The 23,772-nt window shown below is 32.3% G+C and carries 30 protein-coding genes and 1 tRNA gene; 7 read left to right on the top strand and 24 right to left on the bottom strand.

All coding sequences use genetic code 4. The annotated features are described in order from the left end of the window. From GvMRE_RS10375 to GvMRE_RS10350, 5 genes are all read right to left on the bottom strand, one after another. Positions 1-692, bottom strand: a 692-nt coding sequence (locus GvMRE_RS10375; RefSeq protein ID WP_147411127.1) for a coiled-coil domain-containing protein, incomplete at its 3' end; no start/stop codon positions are given. A gap of 1 nt (position 693) precedes the next feature. Continuing rightward, the gene (locus GvMRE_RS10370; RefSeq protein WP_147409193.1) at positions 694-957 is read right to left on the bottom strand and encodes a hypothetical protein; all 264 of its coding nucleotides are present in this window, start codon (positions 955-957) and stop codon (positions 694-696) included. A gap of 495 nt (positions 958-1,452) precedes the next feature. Continuing rightward, positions 1,453-1,716 (bottom strand): hypothetical protein, encoded by a 264-nt coding sequence (locus tag GvMRE_RS10360; protein WP_147409193.1) that lies wholly within the window; start codon positions 1,714-1,716, stop codon positions 1,453-1,455. 11 nt (positions 1,717-1,727) lie between these two features. After that, positions 1,728-2,642 (bottom strand): phage major capsid protein, encoded by a 915-nt coding sequence (locus tag GvMRE_RS10355; protein WP_147409191.1) that lies wholly within the window; start codon positions 2,640-2,642, stop codon positions 1,728-1,730. Then, entirely contained in the window at positions 2,642-2,959 is a 318-nt protein-coding gene (locus GvMRE_RS10350; RefSeq protein ID WP_147409388.1) for a hypothetical protein, read from the bottom strand. Before GvMRE_RS10350 ends, GvMRE_RS10355 begins: the two co-directional genes overlap by 1 nt. A gap of 307 nt (positions 2,960-3,266) precedes the next feature. Between GvMRE_RS10350 and GvMRE_RS13900 the strand changes: the two genes are divergently transcribed. After that, the gene (locus GvMRE_RS13900) at positions 3,267-3,443 is read left to right on the top strand and encodes a hypothetical protein (protein ID WP_172575370.1); all 177 of its coding nucleotides are present in this window, start codon (positions 3,267-3,269) and stop codon (positions 3,441-3,443) included. A gap of 199 nt (positions 3,444-3,642) precedes the next feature. On the opposite strand, the gene GvMRE_RS10345 is transcribed toward GvMRE_RS13900, so the two are convergent. Further along, on the bottom strand, positions 3,643-4,647 hold the full coding sequence (locus tag GvMRE_RS10345) for a hypothetical protein (protein WP_147411123.1): 1,005 nt from the start codon (positions 4,645-4,647) through the stop codon (positions 3,643-3,645). A gap of 295 nt (positions 4,648-4,942) precedes the next feature. On the opposite strand from GvMRE_RS10345, the gene nusG reads away from it, so the two are divergent. After that, entirely contained in the window at positions 4,943-5,515 is a 573-nt protein-coding gene (gene nusG / locus GvMRE_RS10340; protein WP_147411121.1) for a transcription termination/antitermination protein NusG, read from the top strand. A 7-nt stretch (positions 5,516-5,522) separates the two neighbouring features. Beyond that, positions 5,523-6,605, top strand: a complete 1,083-nt coding sequence (gene pheS, locus GvMRE_RS10335; RefSeq protein WP_147411119.1) for a phenylalanine--tRNA ligase subunit alpha — start codon at positions 5,523-5,525, stop codon at positions 6,603-6,605. A 37-nt stretch (positions 6,606-6,642) separates the two neighbouring features. Here pheS and GvMRE_RS10330 read toward each other — a convergent pair whose 3' ends face one another. The 13 genes from GvMRE_RS10330 to GvMRE_RS10275 form a co-directional block, all read right to left on the bottom strand. Continuing rightward, entirely contained in the window at positions 6,643-9,459 is a 2,817-nt protein-coding gene (locus GvMRE_RS10330) for a hypothetical protein (protein ID WP_147411118.1), read from the bottom strand. A gap of 61 nt (positions 9,460-9,520) precedes the next feature. Next, positions 9,521-9,609: transfer RNA gene (locus tag GvMRE_RS10325), tRNA-Ser, on the bottom strand. A 32-nt stretch (positions 9,610-9,641) separates the two neighbouring features. Then, a complete protein-coding gene (locus GvMRE_RS10320) occupies positions 9,642-10,367 on the bottom strand; it encodes a superoxide dismutase (protein WP_147411116.1) in 726 nt (241 codons plus the stop codon). Positions 10,368-10,443: 76 nt separating this feature from the next. Continuing rightward, positions 10,444-12,351 (bottom strand): hypothetical protein, encoded by a 1,908-nt coding sequence (locus GvMRE_RS10315; RefSeq protein WP_147411114.1) that lies wholly within the window; start codon positions 12,349-12,351, stop codon positions 10,444-10,446. A gap of 138 nt (positions 12,352-12,489) precedes the next feature. Further along, positions 12,490-15,669, bottom strand: coding sequence for a V-type ATP synthase subunit I domain-containing protein (locus GvMRE_RS10310; protein WP_147411112.1), 3,180 nt, complete (start codon positions 15,667-15,669; stop codon positions 12,490-12,492). Next, complete coding sequence (locus tag GvMRE_RS10305; protein WP_147411110.1) at positions 15,617-15,868, bottom strand: hypothetical protein; 252 nt, start codon at positions 15,866-15,868, stop codon at positions 15,617-15,619. The genes GvMRE_RS10310 and GvMRE_RS10305 overlap by 53 nt, the downstream gene beginning before the upstream one ends. 34 nt (positions 15,869-15,902) lie before the next feature. Further along, on the bottom strand, positions 15,903-16,073 hold the full coding sequence (locus GvMRE_RS13895; RefSeq protein WP_172575369.1) for a hypothetical protein: 171 nt from the start codon (positions 16,071-16,073) through the stop codon (positions 15,903-15,905). Between the two features lie 23 nt (positions 16,074-16,096). Further along, a complete protein-coding gene (locus GvMRE_RS10300) occupies positions 16,097-16,489 on the bottom strand; it encodes a hypothetical protein (protein ID WP_147411108.1) in 393 nt (130 codons plus the stop codon). Beyond that, positions 16,473-16,667, bottom strand: a complete 195-nt coding sequence (locus tag GvMRE_RS10295) for a hypothetical protein (RefSeq protein ID WP_147411107.1) — start codon at positions 16,665-16,667, stop codon at positions 16,473-16,475. The genes GvMRE_RS10300 and GvMRE_RS10295 overlap by 17 nt, the downstream gene beginning before the upstream one ends. 1 nt (position 16,668) lies before the next feature. Beyond that, the gene (locus tag GvMRE_RS10290; RefSeq protein ID WP_147411105.1) at positions 16,669-16,920 is read right to left on the bottom strand and encodes a hypothetical protein; all 252 of its coding nucleotides are present in this window, start codon (positions 16,918-16,920) and stop codon (positions 16,669-16,671) included. Beyond that, positions 16,920-17,288 (bottom strand): hypothetical protein, encoded by a 369-nt coding sequence (locus GvMRE_RS10285; RefSeq protein WP_147411103.1) that lies wholly within the window; start codon positions 17,286-17,288, stop codon positions 16,920-16,922. Before GvMRE_RS10285 ends, GvMRE_RS10290 begins: the two co-directional genes overlap by 1 nt. Before the next feature lie 151 nt (positions 17,289-17,439). Continuing rightward, positions 17,440-17,679 (bottom strand): hypothetical protein, encoded by a 240-nt coding sequence (locus GvMRE_RS10280; protein ID WP_147411101.1) that lies wholly within the window; start codon positions 17,677-17,679, stop codon positions 17,440-17,442. Next, the gene (locus tag GvMRE_RS10275; protein WP_147411099.1) at positions 17,672-17,995 is read right to left on the bottom strand and encodes a hypothetical protein; all 324 of its coding nucleotides are present in this window, start codon (positions 17,993-17,995) and stop codon (positions 17,672-17,674) included. Before GvMRE_RS10275 ends, GvMRE_RS10280 begins: the two co-directional genes overlap by 8 nt. 129 nt (positions 17,996-18,124) lie before the next feature. On the opposite strand from GvMRE_RS10275, the gene GvMRE_RS13890 reads away from it, so the two are divergent. Beyond that, the gene (locus GvMRE_RS13890) at positions 18,125-18,271 is read left to right on the top strand and encodes a hypothetical protein (RefSeq protein WP_172575368.1); all 147 of its coding nucleotides are present in this window, start codon (positions 18,125-18,127) and stop codon (positions 18,269-18,271) included. A gap of 76 nt (positions 18,272-18,347) precedes the next feature. After that, the gene (locus tag GvMRE_RS10270; protein WP_147411097.1) at positions 18,348-18,692 is read left to right on the top strand and encodes a hypothetical protein; all 345 of its coding nucleotides are present in this window, start codon (positions 18,348-18,350) and stop codon (positions 18,690-18,692) included. Here GvMRE_RS10270 and GvMRE_RS10265 read toward each other — a convergent pair. The 4 genes from GvMRE_RS10265 to GvMRE_RS10250 form a co-directional block, all read right to left on the bottom strand. After that, positions 18,661-20,427: a hypothetical protein gene (locus GvMRE_RS10265; protein ID WP_147411095.1), complete on the bottom strand. Its 1,767-nt coding sequence runs from the start codon at positions 20,425-20,427 to the stop codon at positions 18,661-18,663. The two genes, GvMRE_RS10270 and GvMRE_RS10265, sit on opposite strands and share 32 nt — an antisense overlap. Then, a complete protein-coding gene (locus GvMRE_RS10260; protein ID WP_172575367.1) occupies positions 20,411-21,679 on the bottom strand; it encodes a leucine-rich repeat domain-containing protein in 1,269 nt (422 codons plus the stop codon). The genes GvMRE_RS10265 and GvMRE_RS10260 overlap by 17 nt, the downstream gene beginning before the upstream one ends. Before the next feature lie 28 nt (positions 21,680-21,707). Beyond that, on the bottom strand, positions 21,708-22,043 hold the full coding sequence (locus GvMRE_RS10255) for a hypothetical protein (protein ID WP_147411091.1): 336 nt from the start codon (positions 22,041-22,043) through the stop codon (positions 21,708-21,710). Between the two features lie 643 nt (positions 22,044-22,686). Next, positions 22,687-22,869 (bottom strand): hypothetical protein, encoded by a 183-nt coding sequence (locus tag GvMRE_RS10250; RefSeq protein ID WP_147411089.1) that lies wholly within the window; start codon positions 22,867-22,869, stop codon positions 22,687-22,689. Between the two features lie 85 nt (positions 22,870-22,954). Between GvMRE_RS10250 and GvMRE_RS10245 the strand changes: the two genes are divergently transcribed. Both GvMRE_RS10245 and GvMRE_RS10240 read left to right on the top strand, forming a co-directional pair. Further along, positions 22,955-23,170: a hypothetical protein gene (locus GvMRE_RS10245; protein WP_147411087.1), complete on the top strand. Its 216-nt coding sequence runs from the start codon at positions 22,955-22,957 to the stop codon at positions 23,168-23,170. A gap of 47 nt (positions 23,171-23,217) precedes the next feature. Continuing rightward, complete coding sequence (locus tag GvMRE_RS10240; protein WP_147411085.1) at positions 23,218-23,559, top strand: MreC domain-containing protein; 342 nt, start codon at positions 23,218-23,220, stop codon at positions 23,557-23,559. Here the strand turns inward: GvMRE_RS10240 and GvMRE_RS10235 are convergent. After that, complete coding sequence (locus tag GvMRE_RS10235; protein WP_147411083.1) at positions 23,534-23,749, bottom strand: hypothetical protein; 216 nt, start codon at positions 23,747-23,749, stop codon at positions 23,534-23,536. The two genes, GvMRE_RS10240 and GvMRE_RS10235, sit on opposite strands and share 26 nt — an antisense overlap. Positions 23,750-23,772 lie beyond the last annotated feature (23 nt).

Raw genomic sequence — 23,772 nt, 5'->3', positions numbered from 1 at the left:
TTTTCTAAGTTCTTTAATCCTTGGTTGAGTTGGGTAATTCTGATTTCCTTTTGTTCTGAGATTTGGTTTAAGTTAGTTTCTCTTTCTTGACTTTGAGTGAGTTGTTGGTTGAGGTTGGTTATTTCTTTATTACGGCTTTCTTTCTCTTTCTCTAACTGTTGCTGTAATTCTCCTTTATCTTTTCAGTGTTGGTTGTTGGCTTGCTGTTCTTTTTCAAAAAGTTTTTGGTAGTGGGTAATTTGCTCAGTCAAGTTCTGAACTTTTTTCATTTCTTCTTTGATACGGGAGAATTGATGTTTATTTTCAGCTTGGGTTTGGGTGAGTTGCTCTTGGAGTTCTTTTTCTTGGTTGGTTCATTCTTGTTTTTCATTAGTTCACTTTTCTTGGAGTTCTTTTAGGAGTTCTTGGGCTTGCTTTTGGTTGGTGATTTTCTTTTGGGCTAGGGTGATTAGGGCTTGTTTTTCTTGTTCTAACTGTTCTTTTCTGTTTTGGGCTAAGAGGGTGAGAGCTTGGATGGTTTTTTTGAGTTCCTTATTCTCTTTATCCAAATTCTCCACAATGATTACATCAGTGCTATTTTGGAGAGTGGTGATATCGTTTTGTAAGATATTCCGTTCCTGTTGTCATTTTTGGTTTAGACTAGCCAAGTGATTTTTGTGTTGCTGTCGTAATAATTGTTCTCGGTAATTCATATTATTCTCCTTCTCCTTTCAATTCTATTCCTTTAATTTGGTTGAGGTTTTCTAGGTCAAAAAGTTTTAAAAAGTCGTTTAGTTCTTTGTCTTTATCAATTTGTTTATCTACTCAGCCACCCATTTTGGTGAGAAAGTCCTCGGTGTTTTTAAAAGGTTGACCTCCGAACTTTCATTTTTTAAGAATTTTATTTAAGTCGGTTTGGGTTTGTTGGTTTTTGGTTTGTTCCCGACTTTTGCTGATTTCTCCTCTCAATATTAACATACATATACCTCCTATGCTCTGGCTAGGGCTCAACTGTTGGTGAAAGGTATCATGCCTCCAATCACGGTCATATGATAGCCAAATTTACTGTTGCCTGAACCAAAGACTTGTTCGTGAGTAATTCCATCTTCATTAATTATCCGGTAAACTACACTTTTTTCGTCATGGAGCGTAGCCAAGGCATTATTGGTGAGTTTCTTTACAATTACTTCTTTGAAAAGTTTGTAGGGGTTAAGGTTAGAGTCACGAGCCACATCAGCNTTTTCTTGTTCTAACTGTTCTTTTCTTTGGATGGCGAGGAGAGTGAGGGCTTTAATTTGTCGGTCTTTTTCTTTGTTTTCTTTAGATAAGTTTTCCACTATGACCACATCTACGGAGTTTTGGAGAGTGGTGAGGTCATTTTCAAGAATGTTCCTTTCTTGGGTTCATTGATTAGTTTTTTTGGCAATGTCATTGCTTCACATTTGTCGTAATAATCGGGCTTGGTAATTCATCTTATTCTCCTTCTCCTTTCAATTCTATTCCTTTAATTTGGTTGAGGTTTTCTAGGTCAAAAAGTTTTAAAAAGTCGTTTAGTTCTTTGTCTTTATCAATTTGTTTATCTACTCAGCCACCCATTTTGGTGAGAAAGTCCTCGGTGTTTTTAAAAGGTTGACCTCCGAACTTTCATTTTTTAAGAATTTTATTTAAGTCGGTTTGGGTTTGTTGGTTTTTGGTTTGTTCCCGACTTTTGCTGATTTCTCCTCTCAATATTAACATACATATACCTCCTATGCTCTGGCTAGGGCTCAACTGTTGGTGAAAGGTATCATGCCTCCAATCACGGTCATATGATAGCCAAATTTACTGTTGCCTGAACCAAAGACTTGTTCGTGAGTAATTCCATCTTCATTAATTATCCGGTAAACTACACTTTTTTCGTCATGGAGCGTAGCCAAGGCATTATTGGTGAGTTTCTTTACAATTACTTCTTTGAAAAGTTTGTAGGGGTTAAGGTTAGAGTCACGAGCCACATCAGCTAGAAAGTAGATTTCTAAGTCATCAAGGAAATCCGGGTCAATAGTTAAAACTAAATTCTTTCGGCTTTCACTATTAGTAACTACTTTGTTTCAGTCGTGGCTATTTGGTTTTTGATATCCTCTATTATACTTGTCCGAAGGTTCCACCATCCCGTTGGCTGCTGCTTTGATTTTCCTTAAAATGGCTATGGCTTTATCTAGGCTGTCAATTTTGGCTTCCTCGGCAGTGACGGTTTCCCAAGCAGCATTATTGTAATTGTCTTTGGTGCAGATTACTTTAGTTAAAACTCGATTCAAGTCTAACTTGGGCTTAGTAGTCATGCTGTCCGTTAATTGGTCGACCAGAGCTGCCATTTCAGTCGGAGATTGTAAGGCTCGTTTCATGACCTTTTTGTTATAAATGGTGTAGTAAAAGTGGTCGTGAATGATTTTTAATCGACAAGAGAAGACTTCTGGCAAGTTTTCAGCATCACTACTTTTAAGAGTTTTCTTTCATTTTACTCCTTCTAAGGGCTGGTCTCCAATAAATTCCTCTTCGGCTCCGTGGAATTCCGTAGTTCCTTTGTTAAATACGGAGTAGGTGTTATCAGCATAGATTAACTTCAAAGGTTTTTCTTGGACTACTCGTTCTTGAAGGTTTTCCAAGAGGGGATTGAAGTCCACCATTATTTAAGACCTCCTTGGATTTTGGCTGTTTGGAGCCTTTGGAAATGTTCTAAAAACTCATTTTTGTTTTTAGTTTCTTTTTGGTTGAGTTCAATTTTTCTTTGCCGTAAGTTTTCTCTTTTTAAGGCTTCTTTTTCTTCTTCTAGGGTTCTATTTTTCCTTTCCGTTTCGGCTAGGGATTGTTCTATTTTTATATAAGAACCTTGTCATTTTTTGGCTTCGGCTAAGGCATCTTGGATATCTTGTTTTAAACCTAGCACTAATTTTTCGTGTTCTTCACTATTGGCTAGTGGATTTTGTTGATTATTTTCGTTCATATTTCCTTTTTAGAGGAGTAGGGTTTTTTCTCGTGAGATACGGGAAAACACCGTCGAGAGAGGGACGAGAGAGGGAGGTGTGGGTGACGGGGGGATATATGTCTCAGGGGAGGTTTTTTGATAGGTCAGTAAATTTTTTGTGTAAGTTTTTTAGATTTTTTGACTGGATTTTTTATGGAGAGTTTTTGCTGATAGGTTAGTAAAATAATTATATAGATTTAGTGAACAAAAATCATTGGGGTGCTACAATGATTTAGAAAAAAAACTTCTGTTAATTTTTAATTGTATAGGCTAAAAAGTATTGATAATGAAAGAGAAAATAGAATGCGATATATTTGTAAAAATTAAGGATGTTGATGGAAAGATAATTAATTTAGAAAAAAAAAAATGTTCCCTTTGAAGTTTATTTCAAGAAAGGACAAACTGGTGATGCCAAATCTGAACCAAAATTAGTAGAATTTGAAAAGGACGGCAAAAAATATAAAATTATCGTAGAATTAAAGAATGTCGGAAAGCGTTGGTTTGATTATTATGTAGTATATGATGAACATAGACCAGCGGATGGTGAAAATTTTATTCTGTGAAGGGCTGATAAAGGCGACATAACTGGTAAAAGTGCATGGAATATTGTAAGCACAACAAAAAGAAGTTTTGGTTGAATAGTAGTTTCGGTTATTATTACCTTACTTTTCATTGGCGGAATTATTGGCTTTGTTCTTTGAAAAAGGAAAAAAAATAATATTAATAATCAAAAATCTTCTTCGCAAATTATCTAAATTTACTTTCAAAATCATCTTTTTTCAAACGCTTATTGAAGTTTTAATTAACAACACTTTCTCATGATGCTTAATTGAAGGATATCACGGAGCAAAGGCATTTACCTGTGGATTATCTTCTAAAACTTTGGTTAAAATGTTAGGATTATCATCAATCACTACATTACAGTCAGGTACATTCTCTTTAATTCATTCGCTTTTAGTTTTACCAGTTTTTTCACTATCAAAACCAATCAAATTTAAGGAACAGTTAGCAAATTTGCCAAAAGTTTCAGAAAATATTTTTTTCTTTCGTGGATCACCATTTTTAAAAATTTTTTCGTCATAGGCCGAGAGAAAAATAATTTCTATTTTGGCTTCTTTCACTAGCATCAATAATTCTTTTGCAATAGTGAGAAAAGGGCTGTGTTCATAAAAATCAGGTTCATTTTTTATTTTATCAATTTTATCTTTAATATTTCTTGCACCAAGAGCAAAACTATTTTCTTCCATTACACAACTCTTTATCATACTTTTTTCTGAATAAACAGAATGACTGCCATAATCAGAATAATAAATAGGAGGATTAAGTCAAAAGTTTTTAAATCACTCTTCAAATTTGGTTCCATTTGGCATTCATCAGGGAGCAGAATAATAGGCTCCTTCTCATTCAGATAATTCGTAATATGCTTTTGGTTCCAAAGGCTGAATAACTTCGTCCCAATCGCAAACAATTTTTATTTTTTTGGGAGTATTTTTGAAATGGAAATATAAGCAATTAATATTAACACTTTTTATTACTTCTTCTCTTCGTTCTTTTAAGCATTCCGTACAAACAAACCTTCCTTGCTCGTAATTAGCCAAGAAAGGATATTGAAGGATACCCTGACACATAATACATTTTCTCATAATTTTTTTGTTATTTTGGTTCACAAGTCTGTAAGTTTTCAACAAACAAATATGTTGCGTCTGCTTTCGTGTTTTTTCAGAAAAGTTTCTCATTAAAAAGTCCAACAGTTTTTTCTACTAATTTGCAGAAACTTATTGAATTTAAACCTGTTTTTCTTATTTATATTTTTTAGCATGTTTTTTTAAAGATTAATAATATCCTTTTAATCTTAATTTTTTTGTTTCTTGCCAAAACTGACATTATTGTTTCATAGAGTAATATAGTCAACTTATTCAGCGGTCGCTAAAAAATAAACATAGGCAAAATAGAAATTTAGCCATGGTAATTAAATACTTCTATGGTTATGAAAGAAAAAAATGCCATTATCCATTTATGATGAATTTAAGTTATTTTTGACACATATTATTAGTGCGTGGCGGTAAAGAAAAAGAAGTAATTGCTAAAATTAAAAATGAATTAGAAAAAACTAATTGCCAAGAAAAGGTTGCCGATTTGCGATTTATTCCCCAATCTACAAAAGAAAAAAGCCTGCTTCCTGGATATATTTTTTGCCATTGTGTTTTGGATGAAGAATTAATTCAATTAATTTATAGCATTCCTGGTGTGCAAATCTTACCTGACCCTTTATCCCCTCAAAAAGCCGCTGAGTTTTTAACTTTACTCCAAAAAGCCGAAAAAGGAGAAATAGGTCAAGGAGAAGAAAAAGAAGCCGGCAATTTTAAATACGGAGATTTAATAAAAGTTGTCCGAGGAGTTTATGAAGGCTGTCGGGGAGAAATTATCGATATTGAAACAAAAAAAAATTTAATTACAATTAACGTTAATTTTCTTGGTCGTTTGAGTCCAGTTAAAGTTTTGATAACTGATTGCCTAAAAGTAAAAAATAAATAATTAAAAAATGAAAGAAAAAGATTTGGATAAACAAGAAAGTCTTTATCGCTATGCAGAAATTGAAAAAATTAACTCAATTTGTGCAACTATTCAACAAAAAATCTTCGCCGCCCAAACCAAAGAAGAATTACAAAAAATTAAAAAAGAATACTTAGGTAAAGGGGGCATAATTTCCCAAATTTTTAGCCAAACAATTAATTTAAGTGACCAAAAAGAGAAAAAAGAAAAGATTAAACTTATTAATGAATGGAGAAGCAAATTATTAACTATTACGGAAAAAAAAGAGCAAGGATTAAACGAAAAAGAGTTAAATCATCAACTACTAAATGAAAAAATTGATATTACCTTAGAAGGAAAAAAATTGCCTTTTGCTTGTCTTCATCCTCTAACTCAACTTATTCAAAGAATTTATGACATTTTTTTACGCCTTGGCTACCAAATTGTAGAAAGTCCAGAAGTTGAGACCGAGGAAAATAATTTTACTAAACTAAATATGCCCTTTGGTCATCCTGCTCGTGATATGCAAGATACTTTTTATTTGTCTGATGGTTTACTTTTACGCACTCATACTACTAATGTCCAAAGCCGAATACTCTCTGAAAATCCTAACACAGAATTAAGAATTATTAGTGCCGGTAAAGTTTACCGACGAGACGATGACGATGCTACTCATACACACCAATTTACTCAAGTAGATTGCTTTGTTACTGGAAAAGATATTTCTTTTAGTAATTTAAAAGGAACTTTGGAATTGTTAATGAAAGAATTATTTGGTGAACAGCAAGTTATTCGCTTCCGCCCTTCTTATTTTCCTTTTACTGAACCGAGTGTAGAAGTTGATGCTGCCTGTCTCCAATGTCAACAAAAAGGTTGTGAAATATGTAAAAGGAGCGGCTGAGTAGAAATTGCCGGGGCTGGTTTAATTCACCCCCAAGTCTTAAAAAACTGTGGATTTGACACTAAAATCTATTCCGGTTTTGCTTTTGCTTTTGGTTTAGAGCGTTTACTAATGATTAAATACGGAATTGAAAATATTCGTAATTTTTATTTAAATGATATTCGATTTTTACAGCAGTTTGCTTGAAACTAATCATTATAAAATTTTAGTGTAAGTTAATTTATTTCTTTTACCGAAAGGGGTCTTCTTCTTTTTTTTTGCGATATCAACGAAAAAGAAAAATCAATAAAAAACCAACCACAGCAAAAATTATTAAGGCTTTTTGGGAAATTAAGTCTTGATTATCATTAGCGTTTTCACTTATGGAGATGTTTTCTTCTGGTTCCAAAGTAAGCAATTCAAGTTCAAGTTGTTTTTCATTAATTATGATAAATTTTTCTGTCTCTTTTCCTTGTTGAATTAAGCGAAAATTTTGTTCAGCCTTTTTTTGGATTTGGGCTTCTTGTTCAGTTAATTTTCTTATTTTAGTTATTTCTTGTAGTTCATTTTGTAATTGTTGAAGTCAATATTGTTTATCTTCTACATAAGTGGCTTTATTAAACATCTTTTGAAAACCTCTTACTTGAAACAAATTCATCATCGGTTCTAACATTTTTTGAAGAGTTTTCTCGAGTTCAATCTGTTCACTATTCAAGAAAGATTTACCTCTTTTTAATAAATATAAAACTTCTCTTAATTGTTGATTTTGAGCAAAATAATTTTGCGTTTTTTCTTCTTGTAGTTTTTGGTAACAACGAAGATACTTATTAATTTGGCGAGTAATTAATCAGTTTCTTTTCTTTTCTTTTCAAGACTTAATTTGTTTTTCTAATGCTTCTTTGTCCTTTACACGTTTGATTTGGTCTTTTTCCCTTTGGCCAAAATTGGGAAATCATTGCTGGTGGGAAAGACAATTAATTTCTTCAACCAAGAGAGTTAAGTCTTGTCCAAATTGAAAAATTTCACTAATACTTTCTGTTTTTTCTAGTTTTGTCTCTCAATTTTGGTATTGTTGATGAAGTTCTTGGGCTTTGATTTTAGTTTTTTTAAGAGTTTCATTGAGGTTTTTTTTAGTTTTTTCTCGGGCTTCGGTCAAGGAAGAAATTTTGTTTTTTCGTACTTGATTAATTTTATCAGTTATTTTTTCTAGATAGTTTTTTAATGTTGAAAATCTTTTTCAGTTTCTTTCGCTAATTTCTTGAACGTAATCTGAATAACCACCTAATTCATTAATATTTACTGCGGGAGATTTTTTTAGTTCTTGATCAATGAAGTCTTTAAAATAGTCTTGGGCTTGGACCAGAAATCTCTCTTCTTGAATTTTTAAAATATTTTCTACTAAATAGTCAGAATCTAGTGAACTTTTAATCTCTTTTTTGTGTTTTTCTGACAAAGGAGGATCTCAGGTTCTTTGAAAAACTTCAATTATTCCATCGGCTAAAATACGATTTTTTTTTTTATATTCTTGATATTGGGGATCTTTTCATTGTTCCAGGGAATAGTTCAAATCAATTGCTTCTCTGGCTTCGCTTTTTTTGATGAAGGCTTCATTTCACGGTTGGTATTCACTACCCTCTTTTAAATCCTCTGAAGAATAACCTAGATTATTTGGTAATCCGTCTTGTGAACTCTGTTCTTGAAGATATTTTTCCAAGTTAAAATAATTAATTGAGCCATCTTCTTGTAATCAAGAGTAATAACTTTCATCTCAATTATCAAAAAGGGCTTGTTGACCAACATTATATTTAGTGAGTAATTGTTGAAACTGGGAATCGTTTTCGTAAACGGAAACTAACTTTTCTTTTAGATACTCCCCAAGCGAACTTTGGTATTTTTCTACTTTTTCGGTTAATTCCCTAAATTCTTGGTCGATGTTGGTTAACTCTTCTTTGAACTGATCAATTTTGCCTTGATTTTGGTAATCTGGAATAACGGAAAAAATTCGTTTTTCCAGCAAAGAAACCCTGTTCTCCATTTGGTTCTGATTAGCAAATTCAGTTAGTTTACGAGAGAGAACATTTTTTTGGTCAATTAATTCTTGGCTTATTTGGTCATTAAGTTTGTTATAAAGTTGTTGAAGAAGAGAGAAATGTTTTTCTAAACTTTTTTGGCATCAATTTATCCTTTCTGCTTGTTCTTTTTGGTATTTTTTTAGGAATTTTTGGCTTTGCTTTTGAAGGGCAATTTGGGCTTGTTCGTGGGGAAAAGCATCAAAACCAGTTTGAATTTTGGTAAAACCAAGATAATTATCATCTATTCTTAGTATGCCATCTTCCTCATCACGTTGCAAAATATCTTTCAAGTTGGTTAAGTTAAATTTAATTGTGTCTCCGTAATTTATTTTTTCTCGAGTAATAATTCTAATTTTTTTGTAATCTGTCAAGCCAATTTTGGCTAAATCTCCTTGACATTTAATTAAATAATAATTACCTTTCTTTGTGGGATTTTTAGCAGAAATTTCTACTGAGCCAGGCTGAAAAGGGACACTTTTTTCTAAATATTGAAAATTATTTACAGAAAGAAAAAGAATTTTGGTTCCATCGGTTGCGGGAAGAAGGTCATATTTTTTAATTCCACTAATGGTAAAAAAATATTCATTTTTGTTTTCTTCAATTATTCTTTTATATTGGTTATCAGGATCAGAAAACCGAATTTTCGCAATTTTTTCTCCATTTCAAGCATGAGGAAAAGTTAATCCTATTTCTCAACTATTATTGACTTCTTCAATTTTGCTAACTGCAAAAAGAAAATCAACTTTGGCAGGGAAAATAATGAAATGAGAATAATTAATCACCAGTTCGTTATTATTTGGCTTAAATTCGACTTCATTATCTTGAATATTTTTGATAATAAATGATTTATTGTCTTTCTCATTTAAAAGTTTGTAATAGCCTTTAAGAATGATTTTATGAATTGTTTGAGAGTTATAAGAACACTCAGAAACTGCTAATTCTAATCCATGGTTAGTTAAGTCTCAAGTTAATAATTTAAATTTTATGGTCGTCATTTTGTTTTATTCTTTGAATTTGAGAGAAATCTCTCTCTCTCTCTCTCTCTCTCTTGTTATATGGCGGAGTGAGAGGGATTCGAACCCTCGTGCATATTAACATGCAGTTCGTTAGCAGTGAACTTCCTTTGGCCGCTCGGTCATCACTCCATAAATTAATTTTTGCTTGGTTTTTAAATAAATTATCCAAATATTTTAGCCTCTTGGGTGTATATTTCATCAATTCTTTCTCAATTAAGACAATAATGAATCAGAGCATTTAAATATTCTTTTTTGTAATTAACTCCATACTGTTCAGGATTATATTTTCTTAAATAAGCATGTTCTCACATATCAATAGCAATCAAAGGTCGCAAATTAGCCATTCAAGGACTATCTTGATTAGGAGTTTTAATAATTTTCATTTTGTTATTCTTATCCAAGACCAATCAAGTTCAATAACTTCCATAAACAATGCCATTGATGGTAGGGTCAAGGGCTTGTTTGATTAATTGTTCTTTTAAATCACTTTGCGGGTCTAAACTATCAAAACCACTATCGCGAAGTGCTTCTAAAAAATCCCTGCTAGTATTTGTTTTATCTTTTGCTAGATGCCAAAAAAAATAGTTATGATTAATTAAACCACCAGCCTGAAAACGAATGGCTTCCTTAATTTGCGGAATAAGAGATAATTTGTCAAGATTTTGCAAAAGACTTCTTAAATCAGGATAATTATTTTTTATGTATTCCTTTTTGTCTTTTTCCAGTTTAGCAAGAATTAAATTTAAATTAGTTTCGTATCCTTTATGATTTCCGTTGTAATGGTCGTTCATAATTACTTCCGGAATATGAGGCTCTAAATCTTTGAGTTCATAATCCAAATTTACTCTTTGGTAAATAGTTTCAGTTTTTAGTGCTTTTTTTTCCATAGTTATTATATTTTTACATTATATTTAGGATTTAAATACAAACTTAATAATGAAAGGAATTTGCTCTCTCACCTTTTTATTTTTTGCTTGGTGAAGAATTTTCTCTCATTCTTGGAAGATTTCTTCAAGCTGCCAGGCAGATTATTGAGATTGCTCCAACGCTTCCAATCACGATAGCCCAAGGTAATCATTTTTTCTCATCTTCTGGACTAGGATGAACCATTTGCTGATTGTTTTTTAGCATTTGCAAGTGTTCAATAGCACGGTCAACTTGTTGATTAAATTTATTAGCAGACTCATAAGAAAAGGAATTAGCAGATTTATGTTCTCGGAGGTAAATACTTAATTGCTCTTTTTCTTTGTCTCATTTTTGGGCATTGAAAGCTTGCTCTACTTTGGTAAGAATTTCTTGAACTTTGCTAACTGAATCAATTTGGGAACTTTCAAAAACAGGCTTTACTTGCTTATCTGGAAGTGTTCATTTATCACCATTACTATTTTTTTCCTGAGCTTCCTTAATTGCTTCAATTATCTCTTTAGGTCTTTCATTTTCCGGAGGGATTTTTCCTCCAGGCTTTTCAGACTCAGAACCATTGCTTTCATTTTCACCAGAACCAACATCTCCACCTCCTGAGTCTTCATTATTACCATCAGGGTAAATAGGACCAGGACCAGGAGGAGCAGAACCTTCTTTGGATTTTTCAGTGTCAATTAAGCCTTTTAAGTAATCGCGCTTGGCATTAATAGCAGTTTCACTATCTTGACTACGAATATTTCCTTCTCAATCACTTCCTAATACTGTATTTTGGTCTTTATCATTAACTTTGCTGTTAGAATTGGCTTTACTGTTTCAATGGCTTTTTACGGCTTCAATGGCTTCTCGACGAAGTCGATCCAGTTCATTTTCCCGTGGTGGTTGACGATCATCTTTCTTGCGACGGGCTTCTTTAACAGCATTTATTGCTTGGCTTTCAAGAGTATTTAATTCAGTTTGGGTCTGAGCTGTTTGGAGCCAACTTTCTCAATTATTTTGGTTTAGTTCAGTATTTAATTCACTATCACTAACCGGGGGTGATTTTTGCATTTCATCTTTTATTCTTTGGATAGCATTGGTATAGTCTGGTGTTGAATTATCCTTGTCGTTTCTATCAGTAAGATTATTTTCTCTTGTTTGGCGAGCATTTTCTAATTCGTTACTTTGTCTGCCAGGTGTTAATCCTGTTGGTAATTCTCCATCGTGTAAAGACAAATCACGAATTCTTTGCCAAATTGAGCCTGCTCCACGATTTGCTATTGTGGCACGGTCATAAGTATTAGCAATATCGGTAAGGATCTGATTAGCTTCATCGAGATGAGTTTTGTTAATCACTGTTGGGTCAAGATTATTAATTACTGATTGACTGTTGCTTTTATAGTCAACTGTTCCTCCGCTAAAACGTACTATTCCAGTATCATCACCAGCTTTCCATCCATTATTTCAAGCGTCTTGTGGTTCAGAAGTTTGAGGAAGTGGAAGTAAACCATTAGGAGTAGGATCCAAACCACTATCTAACCAGGCTTGTTTTTTAGCAACATTGTCAATTTCACCAGGTTCATTATTATCATTAAAGAATAAATTCCAATTTTGAGCAGTTTCCTTTGACATATTTATTACATTAAAGATATAATCACCTCCTCCAAATCGTGCTCGTCCACTGCGAGCAGCATCAGCATAGTCTTTGTTTTGAATATCATCATGGGTTAATGCCCCTCCAGGTGAATTGGCATCATCAGCAGCCGTTCAACCAATTTCGTAAGCTGCTCGGGCGTCTGTTGGATTAAAACCAAGCCTTCTTCACGCCTCAATTTCATTATCTCTATTTGTATTATCAGTTGGGTAGTTTCCTGGGCGATTGTCAGCAGTAGCACTTAATCGTCCAGCATTGTTACCTGGTCCTGCAGCCAAGAAAGCATCTCGGTAAGTAATACCTCTTTCGTCTTGCACTCGTTTCCGTTCAATTTGTAAAGCCGCTTTGTTGCGGGTAGCAGGAACCAGAGCATCGGTTAAAGCCTTGATCGCATCGTCAATTTCTTTTCCATCGGCTAACTGTGCGCTGGTAGTAGTCGGCTTGTTAATCCGAGCCTAAAGTTGGTGAGCGGCGTCTAACTGGTCTTGGTCGTGGTTCAACGGGTTTATGTTGTTAGTAGCGATGGCGTAAGAGGTGTAAGTGAAAGTTGGCGCACCAGCAGTGCGATTGTTAATTCGTCCGCCTTTATTGTCCGCATCGCCGTTGGCACCGTTATTGTTTCTTAAATCTCGTCAGTGGCGACTGTGAGCGGTATCGGCTTGGCTGTCGGGTCCGGTGCTGCGGGTAGGAGTTAGTTGACTGTCTTTTCAACCGGTTTTAAGGTTCGCATCCGTAATCGCTTTAGTGTCGTCGCCTTCCGGGTCAGCAAAGAAAGTGGTTCAACCTTCGGTATCTTCTCGTAGTTTACGAATTTCTTCTTGGCTTGTCGTGGATAGATAATCCCAAATAAACGTAATTTTATCGTCTATACTACTAAAATTTGGATTTTTTTTCTCGCCCTCTACTTTAATTTCTGCTAAAATATTGTCTTTTTCTGTTTCAGATAAATCTTTTAGTTTTGATTCTAATTTTAGTTTTATACTTTTGTCCCCATCAGTCATTATTGTTGCTAAAGCTTTCTGACGGTCTTCATTATCTTTGCTTCATTTTGATTCATACCACGTATCTAGTTCTTTTATTCGGTTAAAAAAATTTTTGCTTGCTACTGCTTCTTCCATTTTTGTCCGAATTGGCTCAATAATTTCAGCAATATTTTTTTTTATTCTTCAAACTTCATAAACATTAGCACCCTTGTCGCCTATTTTCCCCAGTCCATTATCTCCAATAGAACCTGCTGGTTTTCAATCATTAAGATAAGCCGAACCGGCTCTGTTTCCAGTTCAATCTGTTGCCTTTTCTCGCCGATAACTGTCAATTGTCTCATTTGTAATGTCAAAAGGAACTTCACTTTCGGCAATTTTGGCTTCTTTAAAATCTTCCCGAAAATCAAATCATTTTTGCACTTTTGCTAAATTTTCATTCAAATTATCCTTGGTGGAATTAGTGATTAAGTTTCTATTTGTCTCGTTTAATTCTTCTCCTCATTCTTTACCTTTAAAGTTCACATAAAGCATAAGACCTTTAAATAATTCTAATTGTTTATCCTCTAATTTGTCTTTTAGGGCTCTAAGACTAGGTTCATTATCGTCATTATAAAGACCATTAATTTTTAACTTTTCGGTCAATTCCTCCTCAGTAATATCATGCCGACGGGGAGGAGTAGTGGTTAAGTCTTCTTTTAAGAGGGTTTGAAGTCGGGTGATTTCAGCATCTTTTTCTTCGTTTTTGGCTAAACGGCTAACTATTTTTTTGTTACGGAGTTCAGAGATTAATTTCTCAACTTCTTCTCCTCTGGTGGCTAATTCATTAGTATAATTAACATAACTTAAATAATGTTCTCAGTCTTCTCTTTTTACTACTTTTCCAAGATTCGCAGGGATTTTTTTTCAATCAGTAGGAATTTCGGTCAAAATTGCTTCTTGGTAATCAAATAAAGCATTTAAGGTGGCTCTTCTTTTTCTTTCAATTTCAAGTACAGATGCGGTATATTCAGCCTCAAAAATATCAGTTTTATCTTTTCAATCAGGAGAGTCAAGAGTGCTTTCTATTGTCTTCTTTAATTCTTCTTTTTTAAGCAGGTAATGTTTAATTAAACTATTTTCGGAAAATTCATAGTCTTTTTTTTCTTCATAGTCAGTAAACTTTTCTTCTAATTCATTTTTAGCCCAGAGTAAAAGTTGGTATTTTAAAGTGCCAATTTCTCGACCCAATGGTTCTAATTCTTCTAGACTTTTAGCATTTTTAATTTTCTGAAAAAGTTCATTATATTTTTTTGCTTCTTCTTTTGTCAAGTTAAGATCTTCCTCTTTTTCGGCTGCTCCTAAGTCAGACAAGGCTATTCGGAGTACACTTTCTCCTTCATTATCTTTTCCTTTGTCAAATCGCTGAAAAGCCCTTTTTCGGTTAGAATTAGTTTCATTTTTTCAAGTTAAAATCCCTTCGATTTCTCTTCGTAAATTATTTTTTTCGTTCGAACTGAGTTCATTAACTCGGTTAGTTATTAAATCAACTTTTTCTTGAATTGAACGGGCTAAATTACGCTCAGCAATCAATTTTACTTCTTCAACAAAAGTCTCAGCGTCAATAATATATATGCCTTTGTCTTTGTCAATGGTGTTAAGGTCGCGAATAATGGCATTGCGTAAGAGACTTTTTTCATTTCGGCTTAATTCAGTTAATTCGTTTCCTTCATTATCTTTTCCGTTTACTCGGGGAGTATCATCGGTTCCTTCGGTTCCTATTACTTGGTTAATAAGTTGGGTGGTTAGTTCTGAGTTTATTTGCTGATAAGGAATCGCATCGCCTTTTATTAAGTCTCAATGATTTTGTAAATACTCTTTTCACTCTATTTTTCCGGAATCCGTGGTAAATTGAGAAAGTTCAATTTTTCAAGGAGTATCTTCTATTTTGACTAAGTTTTCTTCTGTATCTCTAATAAATAACTCTCGAATAACGTCGTTAATTTCTGCGTCAGTAATTTTAATTTCAATATCATCAATTAGGTCTGAACGAATGCGAGTAGCAGTTGCCACATCGGCTCCGACTAATTGTTGGGAATAATTTTGATTTTCTTCTTCTAGATTTGCCTCGACTATTTTCGTTATTTTCACTGAATTTTCTCGAACATTAGCAAGAGCATATTGAATTTGTTCGAGAGCAATTTTGCTCGTCCATTCGGCTTCTAACTCAATCACTTTTTCAACAGTGTCAGCACTGTCAATTTCTTTTTCACTATTGAGAGAAAACTCTTCATCTTTTCCTTCTGGTAAGTCAAATTCAATTACAAACTCATCTATTTTGTTTTTTGCTTCATTTTTAGCGTTTTCTAGGGCATTAGCAGCGGCTTTTTCAATTTCTTCTTTGCGGGCCTGGATTTTAGTTTTTTCGAGAGGATTAATGGTAAAAGCCTCATTAGGTTGGTCTAAGGGATTGGAGACCAAAGTGGCTTTTCGTGCCCGAATTTCTTTTGGTTCTCAACCGTTTTTGTAAACTATTTTTACCTCTTCATCAGTTAGACCAGTAGGAGCATTATCGGGATTTTTATCAGTGGGGCGAAGTTCAGCAAGCGAAGCCTCTAACCAATTAATTATTTCCGGAAAAGTAATTTTTTTTTTGTTTTCATTCTTCTCTGACATTTTGGTATTTATTCCTTAACTTTTCCTGTTCTTGGGTTCAAGATTGTTCTTGATTAGTATTTAAAATGTCTCTTTTCCAAATAAAATAACTTTCTATTTCACCATTAGGTTTTTTGAGTTCTTTAACTTTGTTGCGTCTTTTTAGTTCATTTAATAATTCTTGGTCGGGAATTGTTTTTAAAATATTTAGATTATTCATGTTTAACCTCCTTAATTCTCTTTACTTTATTTCATTACTTCTCTAATAAACTAGTCATGATTTTATAATTCCTTTCATAATTATGACAGTCAAAACATTTAAGAGATTTATTTGGTAAGTAATCGGCTTTAATTTGTTCTGTGGCTTGTTGTCAGAGTTCAGTTAGAGAGTAATGGTTAAGTTGACATTCTTTATTTGTCATCATTATTAAACTCCTTTCAAGGTTGTTTATTGGTGTTCTTTACTCTTTCACTTACCATTTTCAAGTATTCATTCATCAAATTCACTAAAAGAAAAAATAATAGTTCCGTCGCCTCTTTCAACTCCTTTAAACATTTTGCGATAGTAGGTTATTTCCTGCGGTTCTCAAAAATCGGTTAAGTCTCGGTCATAATTTACGCATTTATAAAATACTTCGACATTTTGATTATTAAACTTATCAGGATTAAAAGATATTCAGTGGCGTCTTTCCTCGTCCACTTGGTATCACTTTCCACCTTTATTAGTTGTTCCTTTAACAGTTAATTCTCTTTCGGGTTGGTTTCTTTCTTGAATATGTAAAGTTTCATTTTCTTTATCATAAATTCAAGTAATATCGCTAATATTAGTTCTTTTCATCATACTTCACTTTCAATTGTCCTTCCTTTTTTAGTGCGTTAATCGTTTCCTTATCTACCAACATTAACTTATAAGGGTATTTCGCAGAGTTTTCGTTAGGTTCGAACTTAATTCCTTTGCGTTTCATTACTTCTTCCAACATTTCTTTATCAGTGGCATTTTTTAGTAAAATATCATTCATATTATCCTTTCTCCTCCTGTTTTCGTTTAATTTTCTCGCTAATGTTTTCTACCACTTTTAATAAGGTGGTGGAGGTCTGATTATCATTTATCGCTTTGCCTAATATACTTTCTTCAATAAAACCAAAATATTTCTGTCCTTGATGTTTCACAATTAACCAAAATCCTCTTTTATCACTAGAATATCGCATTTTATAATTACGCATTAGATAATCAATAATGTTTTGTTGGGGTCTTTTTTCTCTTATTTCCATTATTTCGCCTCCTCCCAATTGATTAAATTAAAATATTGCCTGTATTTCTTGTAATAAAAAATATATTTCTTTCCATAAAAACGACCTGCCGCAATATCATTTCACACTTTTTCACTTTCTAATTTACTCTTAAAAACACTGATTATTTTAATTCCTTCGGGTCTTTCATTAATCAAATGTAAAATATAACAAACATCATCTTTTCTAACTCAATTTTCATAAGTTTTGCCTTTGTCATATAATCTCTTTTCAACCGCTCTTTCAATTTCTCCTCAAACATTATATAATTTGGGTTCGTATTTTTTGCGTTCTTTTACTTCTTGATTATTTATTGTTTCGCTTCTTATATCTTTTACAAATTCGTTCATATCTTTTCCTCACATTTCTTACACTTTTCTTTAAAAATTCTTTTAATTTTCTTGTCTTTTTTACATTTTCAACAGTCTTTATTAACCAAATAATAAATCACACAAAAATTAAGGATAAAGTTAAAGATAGACAAAATTAAAACTGTTAAAATTATTCCGTTCATAATGTCTCCTTTCTTTTTCTCTCATTTCTTTTGGTTTCTTTCCGTGATTGGTTAAATAATAGTCGGTATTTTTTATAGTTAATTCCTTTGAATTTGGTTGGTTTGGCAACTAGTCTTAATTTCTCTTCTTCAATTATTCTCTTTTCGCCTTTTATGTTGTAAAAAGTGATAACTTTCTTTGGCTTAGGTTTAAATCAGTTGGTTAGTTTAGTTCAAAGATTATTCATGTTTTACCTCCTTAGTTTCGGGCATTTCTGGTTCTTTGGGTTCCATTATGTCTTCCTCTTCCATTAATTCGGGACATTCCTTATGTTCGACAATCTTTAACCATAAACTAACACCGTAAATTGGCTTATTTCTCAATCAGTTTTTTTCTTCATCTTTGGTTATTTCATTGGCATAATCACTAACTCCAAGAATAAAGTTATTATCCTCTATATCTTTGTCAGTTATTCCTGTGCGACAATCAACACAATCAAAATCTTTTAGTATTTCCTTTTTTTGAAAAGTTAAATACTTTATATCTAGGTTAATTGTTCCCATGCTTTACCTCCTTTCGTGGGTTTTGCTTTTTTATTTTTGCCGTCTGATTTAAAGAAGTAATTACGTTATTTAATGAAAACATAACTCTCTAATCATAATTTAGCATTTGGTCTATAATCCAAAGAAGCTATGAAAACCGTAGAAATGGCAAGACCTGCCCAAAAACAAAATAAAATTGAAAACAGCTCAGTTGATGGCTTTAAAGACCAACAAACAATTCAAGGAATTCTAACCTCTCGTATAGAATCAAGAGTATTTAGAAAAAGAATTAACTAAACTTGAACCATGACAAATAAATGCTAAAAAGAAAATTGAGGAATTACTTGCTCTCGATAAGTGCCCCTATAAGACTATGGATGAGAAAAATGAACGAAGCAGAAATAAAACTTATTATTGTAGTTCAACCCCTGTTGTGCCCGGAGAAGTCATAAATCATGTTCCTATTAAAGACTTTTTGGGTTCTTCTAAAGGATATGTAGAATGTGAAAAGTGTGGTAAAAGTTTTCTTTGTAGTAAACAATGAATAGATAAATCCCTTACTTATATAATTGATGATTATTTTCCTATGGATGAACATGTTAGCCAATGTAAAGAAGAACCACGAAAAGGCTCATATACTCATTATCTTAAAACAGAGAGAGAGAGAGAGAGAGAGAGAGAGAGCATTAGTTATTTCCTCCTTTTGGTGGTTGAATAACCTGTGCTTGCATATCTATCTTGATTTCTTGGCTCTCTTGCTCATAGGCTTGCCTTAGCTCATTTAAGTCTAAGTCTTTTGTGGCAATTTTTTCTTTTATTCACTGAGGGTTAGCAAAGTTTACTAAGTCTTTACTTTTTATATCCCGTAATCAAGTAGCAAAGTTGGCTTCATTAGCAGTTAAACCTACTTCTATTCACTGTTTGGTTTGCTCTTGGGTGAAGTTTTGGTTTTGTCATTCTTTATTTTCTAAACTTTGCATTTCAATTGCTAATTCTTCAGAAGCAGAGTTTTCTAATTGATACTTATTTAAAAGGCTGACTTGGGAAGAAAGTTTTATTCCCTCATCAATTGATTCTTGTTGATTTTCAGATTGACTGCTTAATAGTTGTTCGGTTTCATTGACGTTTATCAGTGGTTTTCTTTCTTTTCACTGTTCTCAATATCAGACAGGAGTAGTTAAGCTATCTTTTAAATAGTCTATGGCGTTAGAAGTTCCTTGTTTAGTATATTCTCAACCTTGGCTAATCTTATTGCCTCAGTAACTTGCACTTACTAAGTTTCTAATTTGATTTTCTAAGTGAAAAAATTTATCTTGCATTAACTTCTTTTCAGCGTCATTTTTAATGTTGTTTATTTTTTCTTCAATAATAGGCATCAACTCAGTAATTTCTTTTAATAACTCTGATTCTGCATCAGTCAGCTGTTCTTTTTGAGAAAGTAAGTTTCTCTGCTCTTCAACTTGATTCTTGACTTGATGATAATTATTTAATTGAGTTTCTGGTTCTTCATTTTTTATCTTCTCTAACTTTTCTTTTATTTTGGCTAGTTTAGTTTCTAGAGATTCTTGTTTTTCTTTTTCTTCTTCAATTAAAGAGCCATTTTTTTGGTAAGCAACTACTATGTCTTCTAAATGTTTTATGGCTTCTACCATTAATTGTAGTTTGCTTTCTTTATTGTTTTTAGTTAAGTCTTGGGTTAATACTTGACGTTTGGTAATTAATTCACTGATGTCAATCTCTTCATTACCATCAGTATCGTATATCTTTAAAAATTCTTTGGCTTTTGTGTCTAAATCTTTCAAAGCTTTATTTACTTTTCCTAGTTCAGAACCAGTGCCAAGTTTTTTAATTATACCTAGTAATTCATGGTAGTTATCTAGAAGCATATCGGCATCGGTTAGGAATTCTTTTCATCTAATTTCTCTTGCCGTATAATAGTTGTCCTCAATATGAGCAGCAATAGCATCGACAAAAGGAGAAGTGGCAGCTAAGATTCCTCCTTCAGTTGGTCGCTCATTTAAGGCTAAAATACCACCGGTTACTGCGGTGGCTCGGGCAATTCATTTTACTCCACCAAGATAACGATATTTACTGTATTGAGTTGGTTCTTGAAGTTTGCTTAGTTCTGGTATATCATTTTCAACTTTTTTACCTCATTTGTTTAAGAATTGTTTGATATTTCCTCTGATTACAAATAGTCTTTCGAGAGGAATAATTGAAGCAGTAGTGTTGTTAGCTTTGTCTATTCTTCATTTATTAAGATTATATTTAGTGTGTTCTGATTCTTCATTTTCCTCAGAAAACTTGCTTAATTCCTTAGCAATTTCTACTGAACCATAATTATAATCAAGTTCACAATAGATTTCTTTACAACTTTCCGGTAAATATTCTAATCCTTCTTTAATGTTGGTTTTGCTGATATCTAGTCATTTTAGTTTAGTTAAGTCTTTCAAGAATTTTTAAACTTCCCTTTAGAGGACAATCACTAATATCTAATTTTTCTAAGTTAGTAAGAAGAAAAAGATAAATTAAGCTGTTGTTAGAAAGATTTTGATTATTTTGAACCGAGAGCCTTTTCAGTTTCAGTTTATCAAGAAGTGATAGAAAACTTAAATCTTTAAATTCATTGTTACCACATTTAAGTTCAATTAGATTGGGACAATTGCTTGAATCTAAATCAATGAGTTTATTATTGGAGCAATCTAATTTTCTTAGATTAATGAATCCTTCTAGTCTTAATTTTCCTTCTAGATTTTGATTGCTAATATTTAAGTATTCTATTTTTCCTCTTTCATCTTCAGGATAATTTTTATCTAATCATTCTCAAGCAGGACTATTAAACTCTTTACACTTTTTTAGATCTCCTTTAAAACGTTTTCAAAATTCTTCAATAACTTTTACTTTAGCATCTTCTCTATATACTGAACAATAAAATTTCTCAATACTATCAGGTAAATATCCTAAACCACTATCTATGTCAGTATCAGTAATATCTAATGTTTTTAATTTGCTCACATTTTTCAAAGGTTTCAAAGAACCAGTAAATTTATTTTCACTTAAACCTAATCCTTTTAAATTAGTAAATTTACTAAAAGGAGTTAAATCGATAATAATGTTATTATTGTCAATATAAAGCTCAGTTAATTTTTCTGCATTTAAATTATTTAAAAAGTTGAGATTAGTTAGTTTATTATTATCACAATTCAATTTCTCTAAATTACCAAATCCTTCTAAATTTAAAGAACCATGGATGTTTTTATGACTAATACCTAATACAGTTATTTGTTCTCGGGTTTTGCCGAAATTATTAAACTTATTTTTTTCACTTTGGATTTTGTCAAAATAATTAAGATTATATTCTCTACTTTTTCTAAGACAAGTTCCATTTTTAGGATACCAAAAATCTAAATAAACTTGAGCTTGATAATATTCTTTTTTTGCTGTCTCTAAATCAGCAACAGGTGGTTGATAATTATTTTTTTTTAGATAAAAGGCAAATTCATAATCATAAGGAGTTAAACCAATATTTATTCACTGTTTAGTTTCTTGGTAGGTGAAATTTTTTACTTCTCATTTGTTTTGATGATATTCAAAACCCTTATGAACGTCTTTCCAATCTAAATTATTCTGATGTTCTTTTCTTAATTTAACTAAGTCTAATTCTTGCTTGGAATTATATTTATTTCTTTTTAGGTAATTAGCCAAGTCATAATCAACGAGAGTTAAGCCTTTATTATATTCATTGTTGAGTTTGTTCAGGAACGAATTTATGCTGTTCTCATAATTCTTGCAAGTGAGGAGTAAAATCAGGATGAATATTTCTTCAAAATGGATTACTGTATTCTTCTCTTAATTTATCCATGCTATTATAGTTTACTTCTTGAACTTTTAGTTTTTTAGTATCTCTTGATCAGGCATAGAAGTCATAATCAGTAGTCTTAAAAAGATGATCCAAATATTTTTTTCATTCTTTGGCTTGTTCGTAAGTAAATCCTACTTCAATTCATTTTTGCTGTAATTCTAGGGTAAAATCCTCATTAATATCTTTCCAATTCTTATTAGTTTCCATTATACTTATTTTTATATAGATTTTTTTGGTATACCATAAAATATACTTATAGACTGAAAAGTATGAAAAAGTTTAAGAGTTCTCACACGCGTGCAAATATCTTGTTTAATTTAAATTTGGATAGTATAAACTAGTTCCAAATTAGATAATAAGGAGCATATGTGTGCGCGAGTGGCGCGGGCGAGGGTGAAATATTTTGTTTTTGGAAGAAATAGCGATTAGTTTCGTGACTTTAAAGTTTTAGCCTTCAATATTTCTCTCAAAGGGTAAAATTTTCCGTAGTTTCTCCACTACCTTATTCATTTCCTCAACTGTTAGATTTCTTATTTTATTATTACTTTACCATTAACATCTTTAATCAATTGCGGAACAAATAACTCAAAAGAGTAAAGAGGGTCCAGAACGCGAGAACACGGCAAGACAATAAGTCTTTTGCTAATTTGATTATAAGAATTATCCGAAATTATTAGCCCGAGTCGTGGTCTCTAACTTCCGTGCCAACTGTTTCTTCGTCAAATTTCACTCCTTTGAGGAAAAACTAATTTTTTACTCATTCTCGGCTAATTTTTTTGATACATCTTTTACTGATGTCTCTTCTAAAATTGTTAACTCTTTTTGGAGATTCTTATTTTTGGTCATCCTTTTATAAGCCGCAATTAATCGCTTTTTTAATTGCTCTTTTTTGTTGCTTTTCGGCTTGGTCTAGTTCTTTTAGTTCCTTTTCTACGGCTTGATTAACAAAAGAACTAATTTTCCCAGGTCCAATTCTTTTTTTTAGGTGTTGATAAGTATTTTCTTTAATAGCAATGCTTAATGTTCGGGTCATAATAATTGTTATATGTTAGTTTTTAAGAAACATTTACTACTAAATTTTTTAATTTTAAGAAATTTAAAATAATGGTAAAGTAAATTTGGACGAATTATTTAAATTGTCAACACCCAATTTACCATTATTTAGCATACCAGCAACAGAACCTTTAACCAAAATCAACCAACTAAAAAACCAATTAAACCAAATCCAAAGAAAAAGTAACGACTTAAAAGTAGAGAACAACAATTCACAGCAAGATTTATCAGAATTTAGCAATCAAACTCAAACTATTAACGATTTACGTCAACATTACTAACCGAGCAAGAAATCAACACTAATTTAACAGTCAAATTAAACCCCATAGTGAAAAACCTCACCGCCCTCCAAAATGCTTATCAACAAGCCCTAAAAGTTAAAGAACTAGACGAAAAGCAATTAAATCATCTTATCCAAGACATAAAAAAGGCCGTCCGGCAATTCCAGCAATGGCAAAAGACTAATTATTATCAACAGTTAGAGCAACAATTAACTACTGCCCGACAAGAACTAAATGAACAAAACCAAAAAATCCAATCCCTCCAAGCCGAAAACCAAAAATTACGCGAGGAAAATGAATGATTAAACGAATCCCCGACTTTTGAAGAAGAACCGCAAATAGAAGCTAAAGTGCTGCAACAAACTAATTTGCCTTCTGGGAATAAATAATTATGGATGTTTCCTCCTTCATCTTTTGTATTCACATGTAAATTGGCTTTTCCAACAAACTAGTTAATTTTTGCTGAAATTCTATTTTTTGGCTTTTATCCAAACGGTTATAAAGTTTAATTAGTTCTGCGTAATCATGCTTATTTTGGGCTTGGTTTTCCCAGTTTTTTCTGATTTCTAGTTTGGCCATTTTAATTTTTGCTCTTTATTAAT

The organism is endosymbiont GvMRE of Glomus versiforme (assembly GCF_003546845.1).
The sequence above is the reverse complement of the archived record's forward strand: the minus strand, read 5'-3'. Positions and strand labels throughout refer to the sequence as shown.